The organism is Acinetobacter baylyi DSM 14961 = CIP 107474 (genome assembly GCF_000368685.1).
GTDB lineage: Bacteria > Pseudomonadota > Gammaproteobacteria > Pseudomonadales > Moraxellaceae > Acinetobacter > Acinetobacter baylyi.
The window spans coordinates 353,692-373,494 of the sequence record NZ_KB849625.1 but is presented as its reverse complement, the minus strand read 5'-3'; the positions used below and the strand labels follow the sequence as shown (position 1 = coordinate 373,494).

Annotated in this window: 16 protein-coding genes and 6 tRNA genes; 14 read left to right on the top strand and 8 right to left on the bottom strand. The window is 39.6% G+C overall.

Features of this window, described 5'->3' with window-relative positions; translation table 11 throughout:
* Positions 1-19: 19 nt before the first annotated feature.
* A complete protein-coding gene (locus tag F952_RS03715) occupies positions 20-664 on the bottom strand; it encodes a hypothetical protein (protein ID WP_004922377.1) in 645 nt (214 codons plus the stop codon).
* A gap of 252 nt (positions 665-916) precedes the next feature.
* Between F952_RS03715 and pilG the strand changes: the two genes are divergently transcribed.
* The 5 genes from pilG to F952_RS03690 all read left to right on the top strand — a co-directional run bounded on the left by pilG (position 917) and on the right by F952_RS03690 (position 8,091).
* Positions 917-1,300, top strand: coding sequence for a twitching motility response regulator PilG (gene pilG, locus F952_RS03710; protein WP_004922374.1), 384 nt, complete (start codon positions 917-919; stop codon positions 1,298-1,300).
* A gap of 23 nt (positions 1,301-1,323) precedes the next feature.
* Positions 1,324-1,695, top strand: a complete 372-nt coding sequence (locus F952_RS03705) for a response regulator (protein WP_004922371.1) — start codon at positions 1,324-1,326, stop codon at positions 1,693-1,695.
* 3 nt (positions 1,696-1,698) lie between these two features.
* A complete protein-coding gene (locus tag F952_RS03700) occupies positions 1,699-2,217 on the top strand; it encodes a chemotaxis protein CheW (RefSeq protein WP_004922368.1) in 519 nt (172 codons plus the stop codon).
* 42 nt (positions 2,218-2,259) lie between these two features.
* The gene (locus F952_RS03695) at positions 2,260-3,693 is read left to right on the top strand and encodes a hypothetical protein (protein ID WP_004922366.1); all 1,434 of its coding nucleotides are present in this window, start codon (positions 2,260-2,262) and stop codon (positions 3,691-3,693) included.
* A gap of 84 nt (positions 3,694-3,777) precedes the next feature.
* On the top strand, positions 3,778-8,091 hold the full coding sequence (locus tag F952_RS03690; RefSeq protein ID WP_004922362.1) for a hybrid sensor histidine kinase/response regulator: 4,314 nt from the start codon (positions 3,778-3,780) through the stop codon (positions 8,089-8,091).
* Between the two features lie 29 nt (positions 8,092-8,120).
* Here F952_RS03690 and dapE read toward each other — a convergent pair whose 3' ends face one another.
* The 3 genes from dapE to F952_RS03675 form a co-directional block, all read right to left on the bottom strand.
* On the bottom strand, positions 8,121-9,254 hold the full coding sequence (dapE, locus tag F952_RS03685; protein WP_004922360.1) for a succinyl-diaminopimelate desuccinylase: 1,134 nt from the start codon (positions 9,252-9,254) through the stop codon (positions 8,121-8,123).
* Between the two features lie 118 nt (positions 9,255-9,372).
* Positions 9,373-9,516: an entericidin A/B family lipoprotein gene (locus F952_RS03680; RefSeq protein WP_011182135.1), complete on the bottom strand. Its 144-nt coding sequence runs from the start codon at positions 9,514-9,516 to the stop codon at positions 9,373-9,375.
* A 143-nt stretch (positions 9,517-9,659) separates the two neighbouring features.
* Positions 9,660-10,520 carry a DUF1853 family protein gene (locus F952_RS03675; RefSeq protein WP_004922354.1) on the bottom strand — a complete coding sequence of 287 codons (861 nt, stop codon included), beginning with the start codon at positions 10,518-10,520 and terminating at the stop codon, positions 9,660-9,662.
* A gap of 142 nt (positions 10,521-10,662) precedes the next feature.
* Between F952_RS03675 and F952_RS03670 the strand changes: the two genes are divergently transcribed.
* From F952_RS03670 to F952_RS03630, 9 genes are all read left to right on the top strand, one after another.
* Complete coding sequence (locus tag F952_RS03670; RefSeq protein WP_004922350.1) at positions 10,663-11,076, top strand: YbaN family protein; 414 nt, start codon at positions 10,663-10,665, stop codon at positions 11,074-11,076.
* On the top strand, positions 11,069-11,572 hold the full coding sequence (elsL, locus tag F952_RS03665; protein WP_004922347.1) for a cell wall-recycling L,D-carboxypeptidase ElsL: 504 nt from the start codon (positions 11,069-11,071) through the stop codon (positions 11,570-11,572). The genes F952_RS03670 and elsL overlap by 8 nt, the downstream gene beginning before the upstream one ends.
* 256 nt (positions 11,573-11,828) lie before the next feature.
* A tRNA-Val gene (locus F952_RS03660) sits at positions 11,829-11,904 on the top strand.
* A 23-nt stretch (positions 11,905-11,927) separates the two neighbouring features.
* Positions 11,928-12,004 (top strand) — tRNA-Asp (locus F952_RS03655).
* A 47-nt stretch (positions 12,005-12,051) separates the two neighbouring features.
* Positions 12,052-12,128 (top strand) — tRNA-Asp (locus F952_RS03650).
* A gap of 22 nt (positions 12,129-12,150) precedes the next feature.
* A tRNA-Val gene (locus F952_RS03645) sits at positions 12,151-12,226 on the top strand.
* A gap of 35 nt (positions 12,227-12,261) precedes the next feature.
* Positions 12,262-12,338, top strand: a tRNA-Asp gene (locus F952_RS03640).
* A 97-nt stretch (positions 12,339-12,435) separates the two neighbouring features.
* Positions 12,436-12,511: transfer RNA gene (locus F952_RS03635), tRNA-Val, on the top strand.
* Positions 12,512-12,595: 84 nt separating this feature from the next.
* On the top strand, positions 12,596-13,060 hold the full coding sequence (locus tag F952_RS03630; RefSeq protein WP_004922344.1) for a DUF2750 domain-containing protein: 465 nt from the start codon (positions 12,596-12,598) through the stop codon (positions 13,058-13,060).
* Positions 13,061-13,138: 78 nt separating this feature from the next.
* On the opposite strand, the gene F952_RS03625 is transcribed toward F952_RS03630, so the two are convergent.
* From F952_RS03625 to yccS, 4 genes are all read right to left on the bottom strand, one after another.
* Positions 13,139-13,924, bottom strand: coding sequence for a YdcF family protein (locus F952_RS03625; RefSeq protein WP_026056885.1), 786 nt, complete (start codon positions 13,922-13,924; stop codon positions 13,139-13,141).
* A gap of 135 nt (positions 13,925-14,059) precedes the next feature.
* Positions 14,060-16,705, bottom strand: a complete 2,646-nt coding sequence (locus F952_RS03620) for a PepSY domain-containing protein (RefSeq protein ID WP_004922338.1) — start codon at positions 16,703-16,705, stop codon at positions 14,060-14,062.
* 156 nt (positions 16,706-16,861) lie between these two features.
* Positions 16,862-17,422, bottom strand: a complete 561-nt coding sequence (locus F952_RS03615) for a YcxB family protein (protein WP_004922336.1) — start codon at positions 17,420-17,422, stop codon at positions 16,862-16,864.
* A 92-nt stretch (positions 17,423-17,514) separates the two neighbouring features.
* Positions 17,515-19,689 (bottom strand): YccS family putative transporter, encoded by a 2,175-nt coding sequence (gene yccS / locus F952_RS03610; RefSeq protein ID WP_011182137.1) that lies wholly within the window; start codon positions 19,687-19,689, stop codon positions 17,515-17,517.
* Positions 19,690-19,803 lie beyond the last annotated feature (114 nt).

Sequence of the window (19,803 nt, the reverse complement as noted above, 5' to 3'; positions counted from 1 at the left end):
TCGTTTCAGATTATAACGATTATTCGATTTTTTTTAAGCGTTCAATAATATTGGTGTATTGGATCTGGGTGGTACGATAATGATTCTGTAAGTCACGCAGGGTTTCTTTACTGGCATCAATTTGTAATTCATTTTGTGTCAAATGTGCCGAAATCGCTTGCGGAACACGTTGTCCTTGACGTAAATATTGGTTTTCCTGATTCTTAAAAATAATCCGTTCATTTTGTTGTTGTTTAAGCTGCTGCTGTTGAAAGATCATTTGCTTGTTGATATTCCCCAATATTTCATCACGTTTAATGCTGGCTGTTTTACTATTTCCATAGGCACGTTTCAGTTTTAAATCATATTCTTTTTGGCGAGCCTGAACTTCACGCTGCGAAGCCTGTTTTAAATCTTGATGAGTATTGTAGGCGGGTGTTCGTGCAATCACCTGCATATTCTGATCCAAAGATTCATAACCATAACGAATGTGCGCTGGCGTAACACTAGAGCTAATATTGGCGATACCTCGCTGATCATAATAACGATACCATGTGGTGTGGGTATTGGCAGCGGCATGTACGCCTAGAGATAATAACAGACAACTAAAAGGTAAAAAATTGAGATATTTTATTCGTCTCAGACACAGCAAATGCTTTTGATTATTTTTCTCTGCAATGATCATGGTGATTCCCCAAATGTATAAAATACAAATTTAATGGATTTATTTTTTAAATAATAATATTGCTATATTAGTTTGAGTTTGCGCGATTATAAAGCATTATTCGTCTTGAACAGAATCTACTTGTACCACCAAAGCATACTACAATATCTTGTCGCCGATTCATTGAAAACAAGACTTTATCTATGTCAGAATGCATCTATCTTAATCATAATCTTGTTGCCAGATTTGTGGCAAAACCATAAGGACGAGTGAATGGAAGACAAATCCAAAGTGATCAAAATCATGGTAATTGATGATTCAAAAACCATTCGTCGGACAGCTGAAACACTTTTACAAAAAGAAGGCTATACGGTAGTCACCGCAACAGATGGTTTTGAAGCATTGTCTAAAATTGCACAAACTAATCCTGATATTATTTTTGTAGATATCATGATGCCACGTTTAGATGGTTATCAAACCTGTGCTCTGATTAAAAACTCACAAAACTATCAACATATTCCTGTGATTATGCTTTCAAGTAAGGATGGATTGTTTGATCAGGCAAAAGGACGTATTGTGGGCTCAGATGAGTATCTGATTAAACCTTTTAGTAAAGATGAATTGCTCACCGCAATTCGTAATCACGTCAGTGTATAACACGATATTGTTTTGAGGTCTTTATGGCACGTATTTTGATTGTTGATGATTCACCAACGGAAACTTATCGTTTTCGTGACATACTGACCAGACATGGCTACCAAGTGTTAGAGGCGACCAATGGCGCAGATGGGGTAACACTTGCGCAGGCAGAACAGCCTGATTTGGTGCTTATGGATGTGGTGATGCCAGGTGTAAATGGTTTTCAGGCAACACGTCAGATTTGTCGGGGTGAGCAAACCAAGCATATACCTGTGGTGATTGTGAGTACCAAAGACCAAGCGACAGATCGTATCTGGGGTAAACGTCAGGGTGCCCGTGAATATCTCACCAAACCCATTGATGAAAATCAGCTGATTGAAGTCATCCAGCAATATATTCATACGGATGATTAAAAGATGAGCTCTGCAACCACATCTGCTGGTTTGGAGCAACTTGATGCTGATCAGCATCATGAGATTGATCAAGATCAGCGTTGGACAGGCATTGCTTTTGAAATATTGGGACAATATTTTGTTGTACCATTAGGTGAGGTAGCAGAAGTGATATATCCGCCTGTTTGTATTCCTGTCCCGAATACTCAGCAATGGTTTAAAGGTCTGGCCAATATTCGGGGACGTTTGCTGGCTGTTTCAGATCTTGCTGGTTTTATCGGTTCGACCAGCGTTCCTTATTCTGATCATCAGAAAGTATTGTGTATTAGTCATCATCAGCATTATATTGGTTTGTTGGTAGATCAGGTGTTTGGGGTTCAGCATTTTAATAAAGCATACTATTTTTCGGATAACGATCAACTGCCACTTGACTTGAAACCGTATTGCCGAGGATATTTTGTACAATATCAACAGCAGTGGAATATTTTTTTATTTAGTCAATTATTAAAAAATACAGATTTTATGAATGCTTCACAATATTGATGATGAAGAGGTATGCAGATGCTGTAATGGGGGATAAACATCATGGAATCAATCAATCGGAAAAAAAATAAAGCGTTACAACAGCCACATTTTAAAACAGACACTTTTTTTTCATCGTTTTCTTCTAAACTCAAGCAGTTTTCGAATTATTTTGAATCACCGCAAAAGGCTCGTTCTTTATTACAGGTTATTTTAACCTGTTTGGCATTCTCTTTTATTTTTTCACTTTTTTTATGTCAACATTCAATTTACACAAGTAAAGTAGATAAAAGCCTGATTCAGCTAAGTATTTTAAATCATCGCTTTTTATCACAATCTTTGGAAACCATTCGTTCCGATGCCGCTCAAAATCGCCAACTTTTGAATGAAGCACAGAAGTCATTTAAACATGAAATGACCTATTTAGATGACTCTTCAACCGAATTTCAAAATGTAAATCAGGCATGGCAACAGTTATCGCGTAGTATTGATCAGATTCAAGCTCATCCAGAGTTGTTAAAACAGGTTCAGTATTTGCATCTGGCAATGCAGCTTTCCATGCCAGAAATTCAGGCAAATTATGCTCAATTGATTGAGCGTATGCGGAGCCAGCAAGCACCTCTTGCTGAAATTAAAGTTGCACAGCAGCAAGAATTACTGGCCAGCAAATTATTGAAATGGATTAATACGCCAATTTTACCAGAGCAAACTTCACCTGCATCGGTGTATATATTTTTAGATGACTTCAAAGTATTTCGTTCAAATATCGATCTTCAATTAAATGGTCAGTCTGTATCAGCATTCGACCCACAATCACGCATCCTATTACAAAATATTCATCTGGAATATGAAAGTGCTTTGCAACCTAAACTCAATCGGGTATTTCAACGCCCTAATGAAATTGAGCAGTTATGGCAGGCTTACTGGAAGCTTCCCACACAATCAGAAAAACTGATGGATATGCTGGATGAGTTTGCCCAGTCAAAAAACAGTTTGTTATCAATGCTGGTTTCAGGATTACTCATCATTTTTTTGATGATTATGACTTATGCTTTGATTCGTCTAATTCGGTTGCGCCGTGCTGAAACACCGCCAAGTGAAGTACTACAAACCGAAGACAGCATGCAAAATCAGAATGCGATTTTAAGATTATTGAATGAAATGAGTGATTTTGTAGAGGGTGATCTAAGACGTCAGGCGACAGTTTCAGAGGCATTTACTGGTACGATTGCAGATGCTTTAAATATTATCGTGCAACAAAAGAAAGACTTGATTCGGTGTGTACAGCACAATATTGATGGTATTGAAAAAGCGATAAAAACATTGACGCATTCTAAGCAAAAGCTTGTCGCCTTACAGCAAAATCATCAGGGTTTAGAGACTCTAAATCAAACTGAGCAGTTAGAGTTGGCTCAATGTGTTTATCAGCTTAATGAGATTATTCAGACATTACGTACTGCCATCATGACGTATAAGCTTGATTTTGCATCTGAGTAAAGATGAGATTTGTTTGAATCAGATGTGTTTTATAAAAGGGTAAAATGCAATGGAAAACGGGGTTTATTTACAAGACATGATGTTATGGATGCACAAGTAAATCATCTTATAGAGACGATTGAATTACCTGAAGATCATTATCTGGATCAAGATCAGGAAATTCTGGAAGTCTTTATTGAAGAGTTGGAAGAAGTATTCAATGCACTGGATACTTTGCTTCAGCAATGGCAAATGCATCCTGATGATATGCCACTGATTCATGAGGTCTGTCGTCATTTTAACAATCTTAAAGGCACTGGCCGAATGGTAGGTGCCAATGCATCCAGTGAAATTGCTTGGATTGTTGAAGAAACCTTGACTCGAGTCATGAATGCATTATTGCCATTCAGTCAGCTTTTACTGGATTTTGTATATTGTATTTTTAAGCTGTATCAAGACGATCTGATTAATGATTTTAAACAGCTAAAACCGCATGAGATTGATTTAAGACCTTATGCCTTGATCGGGCAGCAATTACAATTTGAACAACAAATTTTACCTGCACTACTGTCATATGTATATCCGAACACTATTGTAATTACAGCGCAACCTGATATTTCTTTGGTGTCAGACCATCCATCTAGAGTTGAACTTTCAGAATCTTTAAATATCTTTCTAGATGAGATATCCGTCTATGTGCAAGATATTACGTTTTTTCTCAATCAGTCTCATCCCGATGACGAGGATCATAACCGCGTTTTAAGAGCATTACATACTATACGTGGGAGCTCATCAATGGCCGAAATTATGCCATTGTTTGAGGTCAGTAGTACGGTTGAGTCGATGATTAAACAAGTGCTGTTGCATCATGCCAAATTGACTGTACTTGAACTGAAGTTGCTTCGAGACTATCAGCAGTTTATTGCTCAGGCGATTGAGCTAATCCGTCAGGATCCATCATTACAAAAATTGCAACAACAAGTACATCAGTTTGAATTGAGTTGCCAACATTACCAAGCTCAGATCGTACAGATCGCCGAAAAAGAACAGCAGCAAGCTGTGGGAATTGTGGCGCACTTACTTGAATTGGGAATTGATGAATTATTAGATGCCGAGTTTGAGTTTGAGGTAAGAATCTCTCATGAGGCTAGCGAATATATCGCAAGGTTAAATGAGCAGGCGGCACTGCTACATAGCCATACTGATACTCAGCGAACGCGTTTTTTGCATAATTTTAGTGGCAGCTTACAACATATTTATCAAGACTTACTCAGTACAGCATGTACCGATTTTCCTGCTTCATTACGTCATGCTTTTCAGCGCGCTCATGAGGCCATGATTAGTTTATTTGATGCTTTGGCAGCAGTGCAACACATGACTGTTTTTGCATCTTATCAGACGATACTTGATGTACTGGTCAATGAGGTATTTCAATATAAACAAGCTCAATGTATAAATGCCGAACGTGAGGTTTTACAACATGCTGATAACGCTTATAACATTGCAGAACCAGTAACCAGTCAACTGTCATCATATCTTGCGCTTGATCGTCAACAGGATTCAGTAATCGCTTTATCAATTGACCCGATATTACTTGAGATTTTTCTGGAAGAAAGTGAAGAATTATTAGCAAGCATCGATGCAGAATTTTCGATCTGGACAAATCAACCTGATCATACAGATCCCTTGCAGCATTTAATCCGGTTTCTCCATACCTTAAAGGGTGGAGCCAATATGGTACAACTGACACATATTGGTCTGATTGCACATGAATTAGAAACAATTTATCAGCGCCTGATTTATCAACAGCTTCACGTTTCAGAAAGCCTGATCAAGATTATGCGTATGGTGCAAGATGAGCTGGCTGAACGTATTCAGCAATTACATCATCAGTCCGACGATTATCCGTCTAGCCATGTACTGGATGTGCTTCAGCATATCGAAGACTGGATTGATCCTTCAGTCATAAGTACGGTATCGTCTGAAAGTATGCCAGATGAACAGCCATCAATGGATTTTGATGCTGATCAAGATATGGGACTTAAGCAGATACTCGAATTAAAACCATTGCTATCTGATGAGGTGGATACACCGCAAAGTTTGGTCGAAAACATGTTTCTGGAAGAGGCGGCAGAGCTTTTGCAGCTTGCAGAGATCAGCTTGCAACAATGGATTAAGCAACGTGATCAACGGCACATTTTGCTTGAGCTACAACGCATATTTCATCGGCTAACACGAAGTGCTCGTTTACTCGAACTCAAGTTTGTTGTGGATATGGCAACGTGTCTTGAAATTACATTTGAGCGAATCAGTTTACATAATTTTAAAACCTCAGCCCATGACGCTGTACTCCAGCATGCAATACAGTGGTTAAATGCAGCGATATTTGATGGTGAATATGCTGACTATCATATCCTTAAGCAGAAGCTCGAACAGCTTGAATTTATTGAACCACTTTTTCCAGTACCTATTGAGCAACTTTTAACGCTGACAACACCTCAGCCAGCATTCTCAGTATCTGGTGACGGTGTCGAACCGCCTTCCATGCACGGTGAATGGGAAAATGTACTGCCGGTCGATGAAACCAATGACATGATTCGTGTGTCATCAGATCTGATTGAAAAAATGATAGATCTTTCTGGTGAAAATACGATTAATCGTTCGCGCATACATATGGATATGGGGCACTTTGATAGCATACTTGGTGACATGGAGTTGGCTATTCAACGTTTATCTGGACAATTGAAGCAGCTGGATAAAGAACTTGAAAGCCAGTCATTACAAACGGTTGATGTATTTAAAGTTCATCGATTTGCAAGGGAACAAACTTCAAATTTACAACAGTTGTCTAAATCTCTGACCGAGTCTGCATCTGACTTACTCGATTTTAAAAGTAGCCTCACGGAAAAAATTCGTGATACAGAAAGCTTATTACTACAACAATCCCGTATTCAGGCCGAATTGCAAGAAAATTTGATTCGTACCCGTCTGGTGCCTTTTGCACAACTTTTGCCAAGATTGCAGCGTACTGTTCGGCAGGCTGCAACCACATTAAACCGTCCGACACAATTGCTTGTACATAATACCGAAGGTGAACTGGATCGGAGTATTCTTGAACGACTGGTGATGCCACTCGAACATATGTTACGTAATGCAGTCGATCATGGAATAGAAGATCCCTTAACGCGAATAAAACAGGGTAAGCCGTCTATAGGAACCATAGAACTGTCTATTCGCCGTCATGGTACGGATGTTTTACTTACATTAAAAGATGATGGTCGTGGTATTGATCTGGAGCATGTTCGTCAAAAAGCACAGTTATTGGGATATCTTCAGCCTAATCAAATTTCAGATGAACAAGAATTATTGCAATATATTTTTTATCCTGGCTTTTCAACTGCTTCTCAATTAACCCAGTTGTCTGGGCGAGGCGTAGGGCTGGATATTGTACAGAATGAAATTAAAACACTTGGCGGAAAAATTACGGTATCTTCCGTATATGGCACGGGAACCAGTTTCACTATTCGTGTACCCACGACAGTGGCTGTGAGTGATGCCTTAATGGTTAAAGTCAATGATCAGCAGTTTGCATTACCTCTTGGAAAAATTGAACGTATTGTACGATTATCTCCACTTATTTTAGAACAATACTTTAATAGTCAAACAGACCGTTTTGAATTTGAAAATAGAGCCTATAAACTTCGTTATTTAGGCGAATTTGTGGATGATATACTGGTTCCTGATTGGTCAAAAGCTTCTTCAGAATGGCCTGTTTTGCTGATTAATGCACATACAGGGCAGCAAGTCGCTTTACTGGTAGATCAGGTTGTGGGGTCTCGTGGTCAGATTGTCGTTAAACCCATTGGACAACAATTTACCCAGATTAAAATGGTTGCTGGTGCAACTATTTTAGGGGATGGACAAGTCTGCCTCATTCTGGATCCTTTAAATATTGCACAGCAGGTTTACAGTAAGCCAAGGCATGTACATGATTTAATAGAGGAGTTGGGAACACGAGAAGACCGTTCACTGATCATGGTGGTAGATGACTCGGTCACTGTTCGTAAAGTAACATCCAGACTTTTAGAGCGTCAGGGTTATGATGTCGTGACAGCAAAAGATGGGCAGGATGCACTTGAGCAGCTTGAACATATTCGTCCAAGTTTAATTTTGCTTGATATCGAAATGCCACAAATGGATGGTTTCGAGTTGACCCGATATATTCGCCAACATTCAATCTTAAACTCGCTACCTATTATTATGATTACTTCTCGAACAGGCGAAAAGTATCGGGAAATTGCGCAGCAGCTTGGTGTTGATGATTATATGGGTAAACCTTTTCAAGAAGACGATTTACTTACAAAAATTCAAAACCTTCTAGCGCAAAATAAAGCGATTAAACATAGCCAAAACCAATAAAAAAGGGACTCATTTGAGTCCCTTCATAATTAAGCTAATAATTGTTCCAGAATTTTTTCATAAATTTCGGCCAATGGCTCAAGGTCTGCCACATTGACATGCTCATTGATCTGATGAATAGATGCATTAAGAACACCCAGTTCAAGTACTTGAGCACCTGTTGGTGCAATAAAACGTCCATCTGATGTGCCACCACTGGTCGATAATTGGGTATCAACACCAGTGACAGTTTTAATCGCATGGGTTGCTGCATTGACCAATTCACCTACTGGCGTCAAGAAAGGCAAACCCGAATGAGTCCATACAATATCGTAATCTAGACCGTGACGTTGCAAAACTTCAACAACACGTTCTTTGAGCTGCTCAGCAGTCACTTCGGTCGAATAGCGGAAATTAAAAGTGACGGCCATGGTGCCTGGTACGACATTGGTCGCGCCTGTACCTGCATGGATATTGGAAATCTGGAAAGATGTTGCAGGAAAGTATTCATTGCCTTGATCCCAGACTGTTTCACATAGTTCATGTATGGCTGCCGATGCAAGATGAATTGGATTGCGCGCCAAATGCGGATAAGCCACATGACCTTGCTTACCTTTTATTGTAAGTACCGCATTTAAAGAGCCACGACGCCCATTTTTAATAATATCACCGAGTTGATGAGTACTTGATGGCTCGCCTACCAGACACCACGTCATTTTTTCATGACGTGCTTCCAGTGTTTCAATCACTTTGACTGTACCGTTGATTGATGGGCCTTCTTCGTCCGAAGTAATGAGAAAAGCAATTGAACCTTTATGATTCGGATGTTTTTCCACAAAACGTTCAGAAGCAACCACCATCGCGGCAAGTGCAGTTTTCATATCGGCAGCACCACGACCATAAAGAATGCCATCACGTACTTCTGGCGCAAACGGATCACTGTTCCAGTTGTCTAAATTTCCTGTTGGAACAACATCGGTATGACCTGCAAAGCAGAAAACAGGTTGTTGAGTACCACGACGTGCCCATAAATTATCGACATCATCAAAACGCATGTTTTCAATCTGAAAGCCAGCTTTTGCCAAACGTTCAGCCATAACAGCCTGACAATCATGATCTTCTGGAGTGACAGAAGGGCGGCGCATTAAATTTAAACTAAGATCGAGCGTGTCAGAACGGTTCATACCAAAAAATTGAGTCTGTAAAATCTAACCCGATATGATAGGTCAATCTTCACACGATGGGTATGCTCAAACAAAAAAACCTTATCAAAAGATAAGGTTTTTTTGTTTTTATATAGAATTACATCTTATTTTGAGTCTTTTCTGCTGTATTTGTTACAGCATCACCTGCTCTAGAAACGTCTTTCCCAACACCTTTGAATGTATTACAACCAGTTAATACAAAAGCAACCATAACTGACGCAGCTAAGATTTTTTTCATCATCGATCTCCAATTTAGATTTAATTCTGATGTACTTAAGAGATTAAAAACTAAACGCTAAAATAAACATTGCTTTTTGATAGTAGAAACGTTAACAAATGTTTCAAAGAAGAATAATTCTTAAGAAAGATAGATTTATTTTACTTTTAACGAAATTGACTGAGCATCAATGACTGGCGATACATATAGTAATGACAAGAATGTTTCATATCGAGATATAAGCCGTTTGTCCACCATGTGGCTGCTAAAGATGAAGGAGATTTATGGGGACATAACCATTCATGACGTTGCAGCCGATAATATCCTGCTTTTACCTGTGTGCCCCAAGATCCTAAACGTCGCTGTGTATTGATCCACAAGGGCATGTATGTAGGATCTCGCTTTTCTGGAACAAACAGTTGACCTTTCATTACCGCGAAGCACTGCTCAATAGGATGACCTAGTGCAGAATCAAATTGAAACTGGCGCTGGGTAAAATAGTTTAATTTCTTATGTAATGTATCATCTCGATTTAAGCCATACCAATGACTCAAACTTAAATCACATTCTCCTAAATAGTATTTAAGCGCAACTTCCCAGTGCTCAATTTGATTTGTTTGTGTATTTAATAAAACAAAATCCAGCTCTCCCAGCGTTTTTGCACCCTCAATTTTTTGAATACTATGACCAAGTAGCTGATAAGCGTGATAATCACGATCAAGTAACCAAAACCAAAGCAGATATTCAAAACGTAAGCCTAGACGCGTACTTTTAAGTTGATTCAAAAAAGCAATTAGGGGTTCAGGGTTTCGATCAAGTTGTTTTAAACGTGGCAAATATTGCTCAAAGTGATCCTGCCAAAATGTATGGAAATGTAGTAAAAAATGGTATTTAAGGGTGAGATCATCTGGAATATTCGAAATAATATCAGGACTACCCACGCAAAAAGCTAACTGGCGAACATACGGGTGTCTGAATTGCTGCCAAGGTTCTTCTATCTCGTGATAACAAGATACCAGACCTATCATATTCATATCCTTGTTTTAGATTTCAATTTTGCGAAGGGAGCAGCACAGTTTACAGCAAAACATCTTATACTAGACCTCACGGTCAACTGTTGGTTTGCAAGGTACTGACAGACGCTAAAATTTGCAGATTAGGATTGCAAACATGAAAACATTATTCTGGCGTACCTTAGTCGTGATATTTATCATACTTGGTGTGATTGGTGCAATTTTACCAGGTATGCCCACCACGGTGTTTTTGATTTTAGCAGCTTGGGCTGCTTCCAAAGGCTGGCCCGAAATGGACGAATGGTTATTAAACCATCCGAAGTATGGTCCAACTTTACGGGACTGGCGAGCGCATGGCACAGTACCCCGCAAGGCAAAATGGATTGCATCAATTATGATGCTAATCAGTGCAATAATGATGTTATTTACCAATGCGCCTTTTTGGGTGAAGGTGTTTACAGACACGACCATGCTGATTGTTGCAATTTGGTTGTGGTTACGGCCTGAGCCTGTCAAGTTACCATTAGAATCTCCAACATTGCATCAAAATACAGAAGATGAACATGTTTAACTTAAAAGAAGCCGACATTCTGGTTGATTTAGAAACACAGCGATTGTACTTACCCAAACATCAAAAATGTTATTCGATTTCAAGTGGCAAAAATGGCATTGGCGAGCAAGAAAATACAGGAAAAACGCCAAGAGGATGGCATCAGATTGCTGAGAAGATTGGTGCAACAGCATTAGAAAATACAGTTTTCATAGGCCGAAAGCCTACAGGTGAACTTTATAATTCAGTTCTTGCAGAACAATTTCCTGAACGTGACTGGATCCTATCCAGAATTTTATGGCTGGATGGATTACAACCTGATTTTAATCAGGGGCAGGGGTGTGATACTAAGCAACGCTACATTTATATTCATGGTACGCCAGATACAGAGCCAATGGGGATTGCGATGTCACATGGCTGTATCCGCATGCGTAATCGTGATGTGATTGAGCTATTTGACTTGGTTCCCGAGTATGCTTTGGTATATTTGTCTGAACAAAGGTTAACGTTGGATTAATATTTTGATCATTGGAATTTGGCGCGAGAAATCGTATTAATTGCTTAATTCGGTGTTCTATTAAATTAAAAAAAGTAGCGAGCAGATTGCTAATTTTGAATGTAATGTTTAAATAAAATACAGAATTTGCTGGATTTTTAGCAAAACAACCTATTTTTTAATCACTCAAACTTATTTTTTAAAAAAGTCGGTGAAAAGCGTTTGACACTCAGTGAAGATTCTCTATAATGCACCACACAAACGATGAAGACGTTAAGGGCGCTTAGCTCAGTTGGTAGAGCGTCTGCCTTACAAGCAGAATGTCGGCGGTTCGATCCCGTCAGCGCCCACCAAGCCTTTACGTTAAGACTCAAGTGCAGCGGTAGTTCAGTTGGTTAGAATACCGGCCTGTCACGCCGGGGGTCGCGGGTTCGAGCCCCGTCCGCTGCGCCACTTAAGTTTTGATGATTCGTTTGCCACAAATGTGACTTTGTTGAAGTGCAGCGGTAGTTCAGTTGGTTAGAATACCGGCCTGTCACGCCGGGGGTCGCGGGTTCGAGCCCCGTCCGCTGCGCCACTTTCAACAAAAACGCTTTTGAGGGCGCTTAGCTCAGTTGGTAGAGCGTCTGCCTTACAAGCAGAATGTCGGCGGTTCGATCCCGTCAGCGCCCACCAAGTTAGTGACCATATCTCTCATGAGATATTGTAGTGCAGCGGTAGTTCAGTTGGTTAGAATACCGGCCTGTCACGCCGGGGGTCGCGGGTTCGAGCCCCGTCCGCTGCGCCATTTCCTTGATTCCCTGATCAAGAAAATGTATCATTCAAAGACTGCATATGCAGGACTTGAAAAGCTAAAAATTGAGTCCTTCAGTTTTTATCTCTCAGGGCGCTTAGCTCAGTTGGTAGAGCGTCTGCCTTACAAGCAGAATGTCGGCGGTTCGATCCCGTCAGCGCCCACCATATACTCTCCATTCTTATGTTGAACTTTCTCTAATTATTTCATAAAATTCAATTATATCATTGTCTTAATGCTGATGAAATTTCATGAGAAATCCATATCAACGCAAAGCTGCTTCAGTCACTGCGGAAAATAACTCGCTTCAGCCTAAAGAACTTTATAAACAGTTTATTGAAACAATTGTTGCTCAGCGTCAGCTTATGGCTTTATATGATGATGGGTGGGCATTGTGTGGTACACCAAATGGACAGCAGGCATTTGCAGTATGGCAAAATAAGGGCTTGGCTCAGCTTTTAATTAAAGGGCCTTGGGAAAACTATCATACACATGAAATCCCGCTTCTGAATTTTGTTCAGGAAATTATCCCTTATCTACGTGAAAAAAATACTTTACTCTCTTTAAACCTTACCCCAGAAGGTCAAAATATTTTAGTGCGCCCAGAGGCCATACTGTTAGATATTAAGAATTATTTATACCAGCTATATGTACAACAGCCTCAATTATTTGCAGATTTAAAATTACCGCTGCCACGCTCTATTCGTTTGAATTAAAGAACAGCTTAAATAGCTAATCAGTATAAATATGCTATCTAATAGCCTAAGCTACTAGATAGCATGATTATTTTTGATTTAGTATTCTCTTAAGATCCATCCACTAATAAATGCAAAATATTCACGTAACCATGCGTTGTATCGTGTCATGACCGGCGTAGGTGAACTCAGCATATAAGCCTGTTGATATTGTTGTTTATGGGCTATCGCTTTTGAACGAATGGTATGAAAATCGCTAGTCACAATGACGATAGGATCATTCAGCAAAATTTGATGCTGCTCCAATATGGGTTTACTATTTTTAAGATTTAACTCTGTACTAGTGCTTTGATCTTCCAAAGCAAGGGTATTTCGAAGTGCAGGAAATTGTTGCTTGAGATAACGTCGCATCACTTCAGCTTCAGTTTGTTGTTCTCGGTGATCTAATCCACCACTTAAAATGATCAAAGCTGCAGGATGATCTTTTGCAAAGTGGGCGGCTGTGTTGAGGCGTTCCGCCAAAATTGCTGAAGGCTGACCATTTTCAACCCCACTTCCCAGCACTATAATGGCTTTTACATCATTGGTTTTGGGGATGTTCTGGGTTGAATGATCAATATAGATAAAGAAGATCAGCACAGACAACAACCAGATCCAGAAGCCAAACCATGCAAATTTTATCCAGCGTTTAACAACAAAATGCTGGTTTAAAAAAGTTTGAATCTGATGCCATAATAATGCGTAAGTACACAGGACAAGCCCCAAGATGAACGGGAAAATGACGCCAAAGTGACTTTTGTTTTTTACAATTAAATATAGGCCATCAGCAAATAAGATAAAGCCAAAAATAAAGAGAGCAAATCGAGAAAATATATTTGTTTTCATGGTATCACGTGAGATCAATGATTCAATATTTAGAAGTGATGAGAGCATAGCAAAAAAGACAGGATATAAAGAAAAACAATCGCATAAATAAAACCGAAGTTTTCACTTCGGTTTTATGACGTGGTTTACATGATCTTAATAAACATCTCGACGATAACGTCCCTGTTGTCTAAGTTCATCGACATGATGTTCTCCTAAAATGTCTATCAATGCATGATCAACGCCAGTTGCCATACCCTCAATGCTGCCACATACATAAATCACGGCATCTTTTGCAATCCACTGTTTGAGTTGGTCTGCTTGTTCAATCAATACATTTTGAACATAACGTTTTTCGAGTTGATCGCGTGAAAAGACCAGATCAAGTCTTTTTAGCATGCCTGTGGTTTGCCATGCAGAAATTGTATCCTGATAGAAAAAATCATACGCCTGTTGACGTTCCCCAAAAATTAACCAGTTTTCGGTGTAATCATGGCGAATTCGGCTATGTAACAGGCTCATTAATCCCGCAATTCCTGTACCATTTCCAATACAGATGATTGGGCGGTTATCGCCAATCAAGTGAAAAGATTCATTGGTACGAATACGTAATAAAATTTTAGACTGTTCATCTAGATGCTGTGTTAACCATCCTGAACCTAAACCAAATTCGCCATTTTGATCAAATTGCTGACGTACTGTTAAACGTAAGATTTGCTGGCTAGGAATACTGGCAATTGAATATTCACGAGTAGGCAGGGTAGGGAGTTGCTCAAGTAAATGTTCTACATTGGCAAAAGGTTCAACTTCGACAGTTAAATCTTTATCCCAAAGGGCTTCTCCAATCTTGATATCTAATGATTCAACGTATGTAGATGCTGATATATGATGTTTCTCCAAAAATGCCTGAATCCGTTGTTTGCTATTACCAGGCTGAATTTCTGCAATATCTCCCGCTTGCCATAGTGCATCATAAGTCGGTTTTAGCTCAATATTATAAGCAGCAGCGCCTTGGCTATTGGGGTTTAACAATTCGCGTTTTTCCAGAATCCATTGATCGAAAGTTTTTTCAATATTCATCGATTGCAGATCAAGCTTAGTGGCTTTAATTAAAGACTGATTCCAGTTTTGGATATCTGTAGGATTGGCGTTATCTACTTCAATGACATCAAATAAGGCTTTCGCGCCTGATTGTTTGAGCCACTGATCGACGCGATGTCCAAAAGCACAATAACTATTTGGATATTCTTTTGAGCCCAAGGCTAAAATGGCATATTCAAGATGTGCCAGTGATAAAGATGTTTTTAGAAATTTCTTTTCAAAGTTGGTCGCCAGATCGGGAGCTTCACCTGTTCCATAAGTGCTTAAAATAAATAGTATTTGTGGCGATTCAGTTAAATCTTGCTGCGTAAGTTGCTGAACGGGTTTGACCTGAACGGGTTGATGTGCTTCTTGTAAGCGTGTTGCAGTGCGCCAAGCCAATTGTTCAGCCACCCCAGTTTGTGAAGCATATGTCACTAACCAAGGTTTGGCATCTGGATCGATATGATGATTTCCAAGCTGTTGACGTGCTGCAAGCGTAAGTTGTTTTTGTTTACGTCTTTTTAAATATAGCATCCAGCCTGTAATAAAAAATAGAGGCATGGCCAGAGATGCTAGCATAGCAAAAAAGTGATAAACCGGCCCAAAGAAGCTACCGCGATGTACCGGTAGCATACTGCTCATGATTTTTTCATTAAGCTTTTTATCTTCATATAACTCTAATTTTTTGATACTACCTGACTGATAATCATAAACCGCAGAGTTACGCGCACGTTCGTGTTGTGGAACGGGGTCAATAAAGATAAGTTCAATGTTGTTATCAGCTTTTTTGGGTAAAGTTAATGTAATGGATGAATAGTCCCGTCCAAGTTTTTGGTTGAAACCTGTCCACGTTTGAGTAAGTGCATAGCTGATTTGTTCAGGTGAAATTCTGGCAGAATGTTCTTTATTATTCTTTTGATCATGCTCGCCAGCACCACGAACATGTTCACGAGACATATTTGCATGTTGACGTGATTCGGCGTTTCGATTTGGACTTGCTGGGCTTTCATCACGTGTACCAGTATTTCCCTGCATTTGAGGTTGTGGACGTTCAACGCCCATAATTTTAAACATGCCATCGCGCCACCAGTCATACGACCAATATAAACCTGTGCATGCCAGAATGAGATAGAAAACAACCACCCATGTCCCCACAACTGCATGAAGATCCCAAATAAAATTACGACCTTTGAGTTTAGGTTTAACAAATAGCCACTGGCGCCAAGAATGTTTTTTAGGCCAGCGTAAGTAGAGACCGCTCAATACGAAAAAGATCAGGATAAGTGTACAGGCACCTGTAATTTGCTTACCCACAGGTCCAAAGGTCAGGGTGCGATGTAACTGTTGTACAAACTGAAAAAAGCCTCTGCCTTTAATTTCTGGTAATACTTCAGCGGTATAGGGGTTGACCATCATGTTGTAACCACGACGTTCGCCTTCTTTCTGAATATTCACAGTCGACGAGGCGGTTGGATCTTTCACAATGGTGATGCTATTGATTTTAATTTCAGGACTTTTCTTTTGAAAGTACTGATATAACTCTGCTGGTGTGAGTTTGGGGGAGGCTTGTGCCTGCACCACATAACTATCTTGATTGATCAGCTTTAATATTTGTTGATCATAGGAATATATCGCACCTGTAACGCCCATTAGCGCGAGAATCAATCCAGCACTAATCCCCAAAAACCAATGAATCTGGAAAAATATTTTCTTCAGCATAGTTATAAACAGTAAGTTTAAGATTTAAGTTCGAAATGATTATAGCTTAAGATTTAATAGATAATATGGATTTTCGAGATAATATTAATTTTCATTATCATTTGTATGCGTATAAAAAACCTCCATTAAGGAGGTTTCTTAACAACAACTCATGATTTATAACGGTTTGGCATCACCCACATGTTCTGCAAGATGTTTGCGAATGGTATTAAATGAAAAGTTCTTGGTATCCATACGCTTCGGAAGAAGATATGCACCTTGTTGACCTTTCACTTTAAAGTTCAGCAAAATGAAATCTGGGGTATTGTACCATTCATAAATATCTTTCCAGCCGATGGTGCCCATACCTTCTTGGCCACCCATTTGCTGACGCATTACAATACCGTGTGGTTGAACGCCTAAACGGATTCCCTTGACTTCTTGAACTGGAAATTCATTCATCTTGCGTTTTACGTACCATTCAAGGCCGTATTTGCGTAACACGTAATACAGTACAACACCGATAATCGCAACCCAACAAAAAATAGTTGAGTAATTTTTAAGAAGAATAATCCCTGCGATAGACAATGCTAAAACCACTGCCATGATAATCCATGCTTTTGTGCTGATTTTATTGGTGCTACGCCAAATCATAAGCTGAGCCTGACGTTGTTCGGCTTCAGAAACTTCGTAAATAACTGGCTGTAGCGTATAAGCGTATAAAGTTTTCGCGGTCATAGTGCTAAGTGCATAAAGTGAATTTTAAACTCGCCAAAGTTTAGCATTAAATAACCCTATTCCGTGAATATATTGTGCCATTTTCATGGGATTTATAAAGATGCTAATTCTGTGGCGGCATCGTCTCGGTCATGGCTCAGACTTTGCTTGAGTGTACTGAGTTGTTTTAGGATGCTATACATTAGTGAAAGTTGCTGCAAAATGAGTAAAGCGCTTTGATCTTCTTCACTACTTTGTTTTAACCGTGTGCGAATAGTCTGTAGCATATTATGTGCGGTCAGATCTGGCATTTCGTCACGCAGCAAAGCACCCTGAATATCATCCAGCGCCTGATCTAGCAATTGAAGAACCTCTTTGTCTTCAATTTTTTGGCGATGTGCCCCTAAAGCAGCAATATAGCTCAGAAAGGTATGGTTTAAACACAGGAACTCAAAGGCTAGATTTTTTTGCAGTGGATCAAAGTCGGGTTCTGTCGCCAGAGTCGAAATGAGGGAGGCAACATCAGCATCAGTATTATGTGCATTACGTCGAGCAATACGATAGCTTAGGCCATGGTTTCGACCTTCATGATATTGCTGAACCACATCGATTAGATAATTACACTGTGCCTGTAAGGCGCGTCGGATGGTACGTGGCAAGCGCCTGAATTTCCAGTCTGGCCAGATAAAACTGACACCGAACCATGCCAATGCACAACCAATCAAGGTATCAATCATACGTGGTAAGCCAGCAGAGAAACCGAATCCATCCAGATTAAAGTTAATGAGCGCCAAAATAGTGATAAATGCAGTGGCCTGTGCATATTGTTTACTACGCAATTCAAAAAATAATACGCCACTTATCACCAGTAATAAGAGTTGTCCTTCTAATGATGGAACAAAATACAGAATAGCAAGACCAATAATAATCCCAACCAATGTACCTACAATCCTTAAACGTAAACGGCGTTTGGTTGCATTAAAGTTGGGCTGGGATACAAACAGGGCGGTGAGCAAGATCCAGTAACCGTACTGAATACCTGTCATTTGTACAAAAATATAGCCAATCACCAGTACTGTGGATAAACGGATGGCGTGACGGAACAGCACCGATTCTGGTGTTAAATTTTGTTTGATGCGAATCTTGATGTCTTTCCAGCCTTTAAGATCATCATCTTTAAGCTGTTGTTCGAGTTGTTTGTTTTTATCAAGTGCGATATTACGTTCTGTTTCCAGGTTACGCAGTTGCGCATCGATTCCTTTTAAATTTTGATACAGTGCAAAAAGGGCATTGACCCACATCTGGTCATATACCTGATCCTGACGCAGTTTTTCAAGTGACTGCTTTAAATTTTCAAAAGCATGCTTAAATCGCTTGTTATGTTTATAAGACTCTCTTTTTAAAATACTTTCACTCAAGTCTTTACAGGCTTTGCCCTGAATACTCAAGATTCGTTGAAAGCGAAACAGAATATCACTGTGCTGAAAAATCTTACTCAATTCTTGATAATTAATATGTGCAGAATCAGCACGCTCATGAATATCTTGCGCAACGAAATAATATTGCAAACTACGGCGTGTATCTTTTTGTCCCCGGTCGCCTTTAAGCCGGGTGAGCAGAGCGGTTTTTAGATCATTAAAAATTCCCACCAATTTGCCATTTTCCAAAGACAAATCAATCAAGCTCTGCTGGTAACTATTTGGCGTCATATCGACATCAAATACACTTGATTTTGCAAAAAGAAAATCTCCCAGAGATGAATAGCATGCTGCCAGTTTGTCTTGAACAGGGCGAATCGGAAATAGTAAAAAACTAATAGTTGCAATTAAGCCATACCATGCAGCACCACAAACTAGCAGTACAGGTTGCACATACCATTCCGAGAACAAATGAACGCCGAGCATCGAATATACCGAGACGACTAAACATCCATACGAGATGGTGGCATAACGTCGCCCTAGTGAACCCAGTAAAATCCAGAAAATACAAGCGACAATCAATCCCAATGCAAATGCAATAGGATAGGGAAATAGGAGTTGAACCGAAGTTGCCGCAACAAAAAATCCAATATAGGTATAAACCAGATTCATGATGCGAACCGAAAAGCGGTCATCAATATCGCTCAGACCTGCAGCAACAACGCCTAATGTTAAGGGAATTGTCGCGAGTTGATAGTCAAGAAAGTAGGGGACAAATGCAGTGCCTGCAAATGCAATGAGCATTCTCAGGTTATACATCAATGATGTGTTGTATGTCGCTTTTCTGACTTTAGACAACCAGGGCTTCAAGAGGATTCCTTATAATCTGCTGAGTGAGGACGGTGATATGACATTTAAATTTAGTATTTGAAAAACTTTCATTGTTTTATGCTGTGAAATCATACTATGGACAGTGTAAGCTTG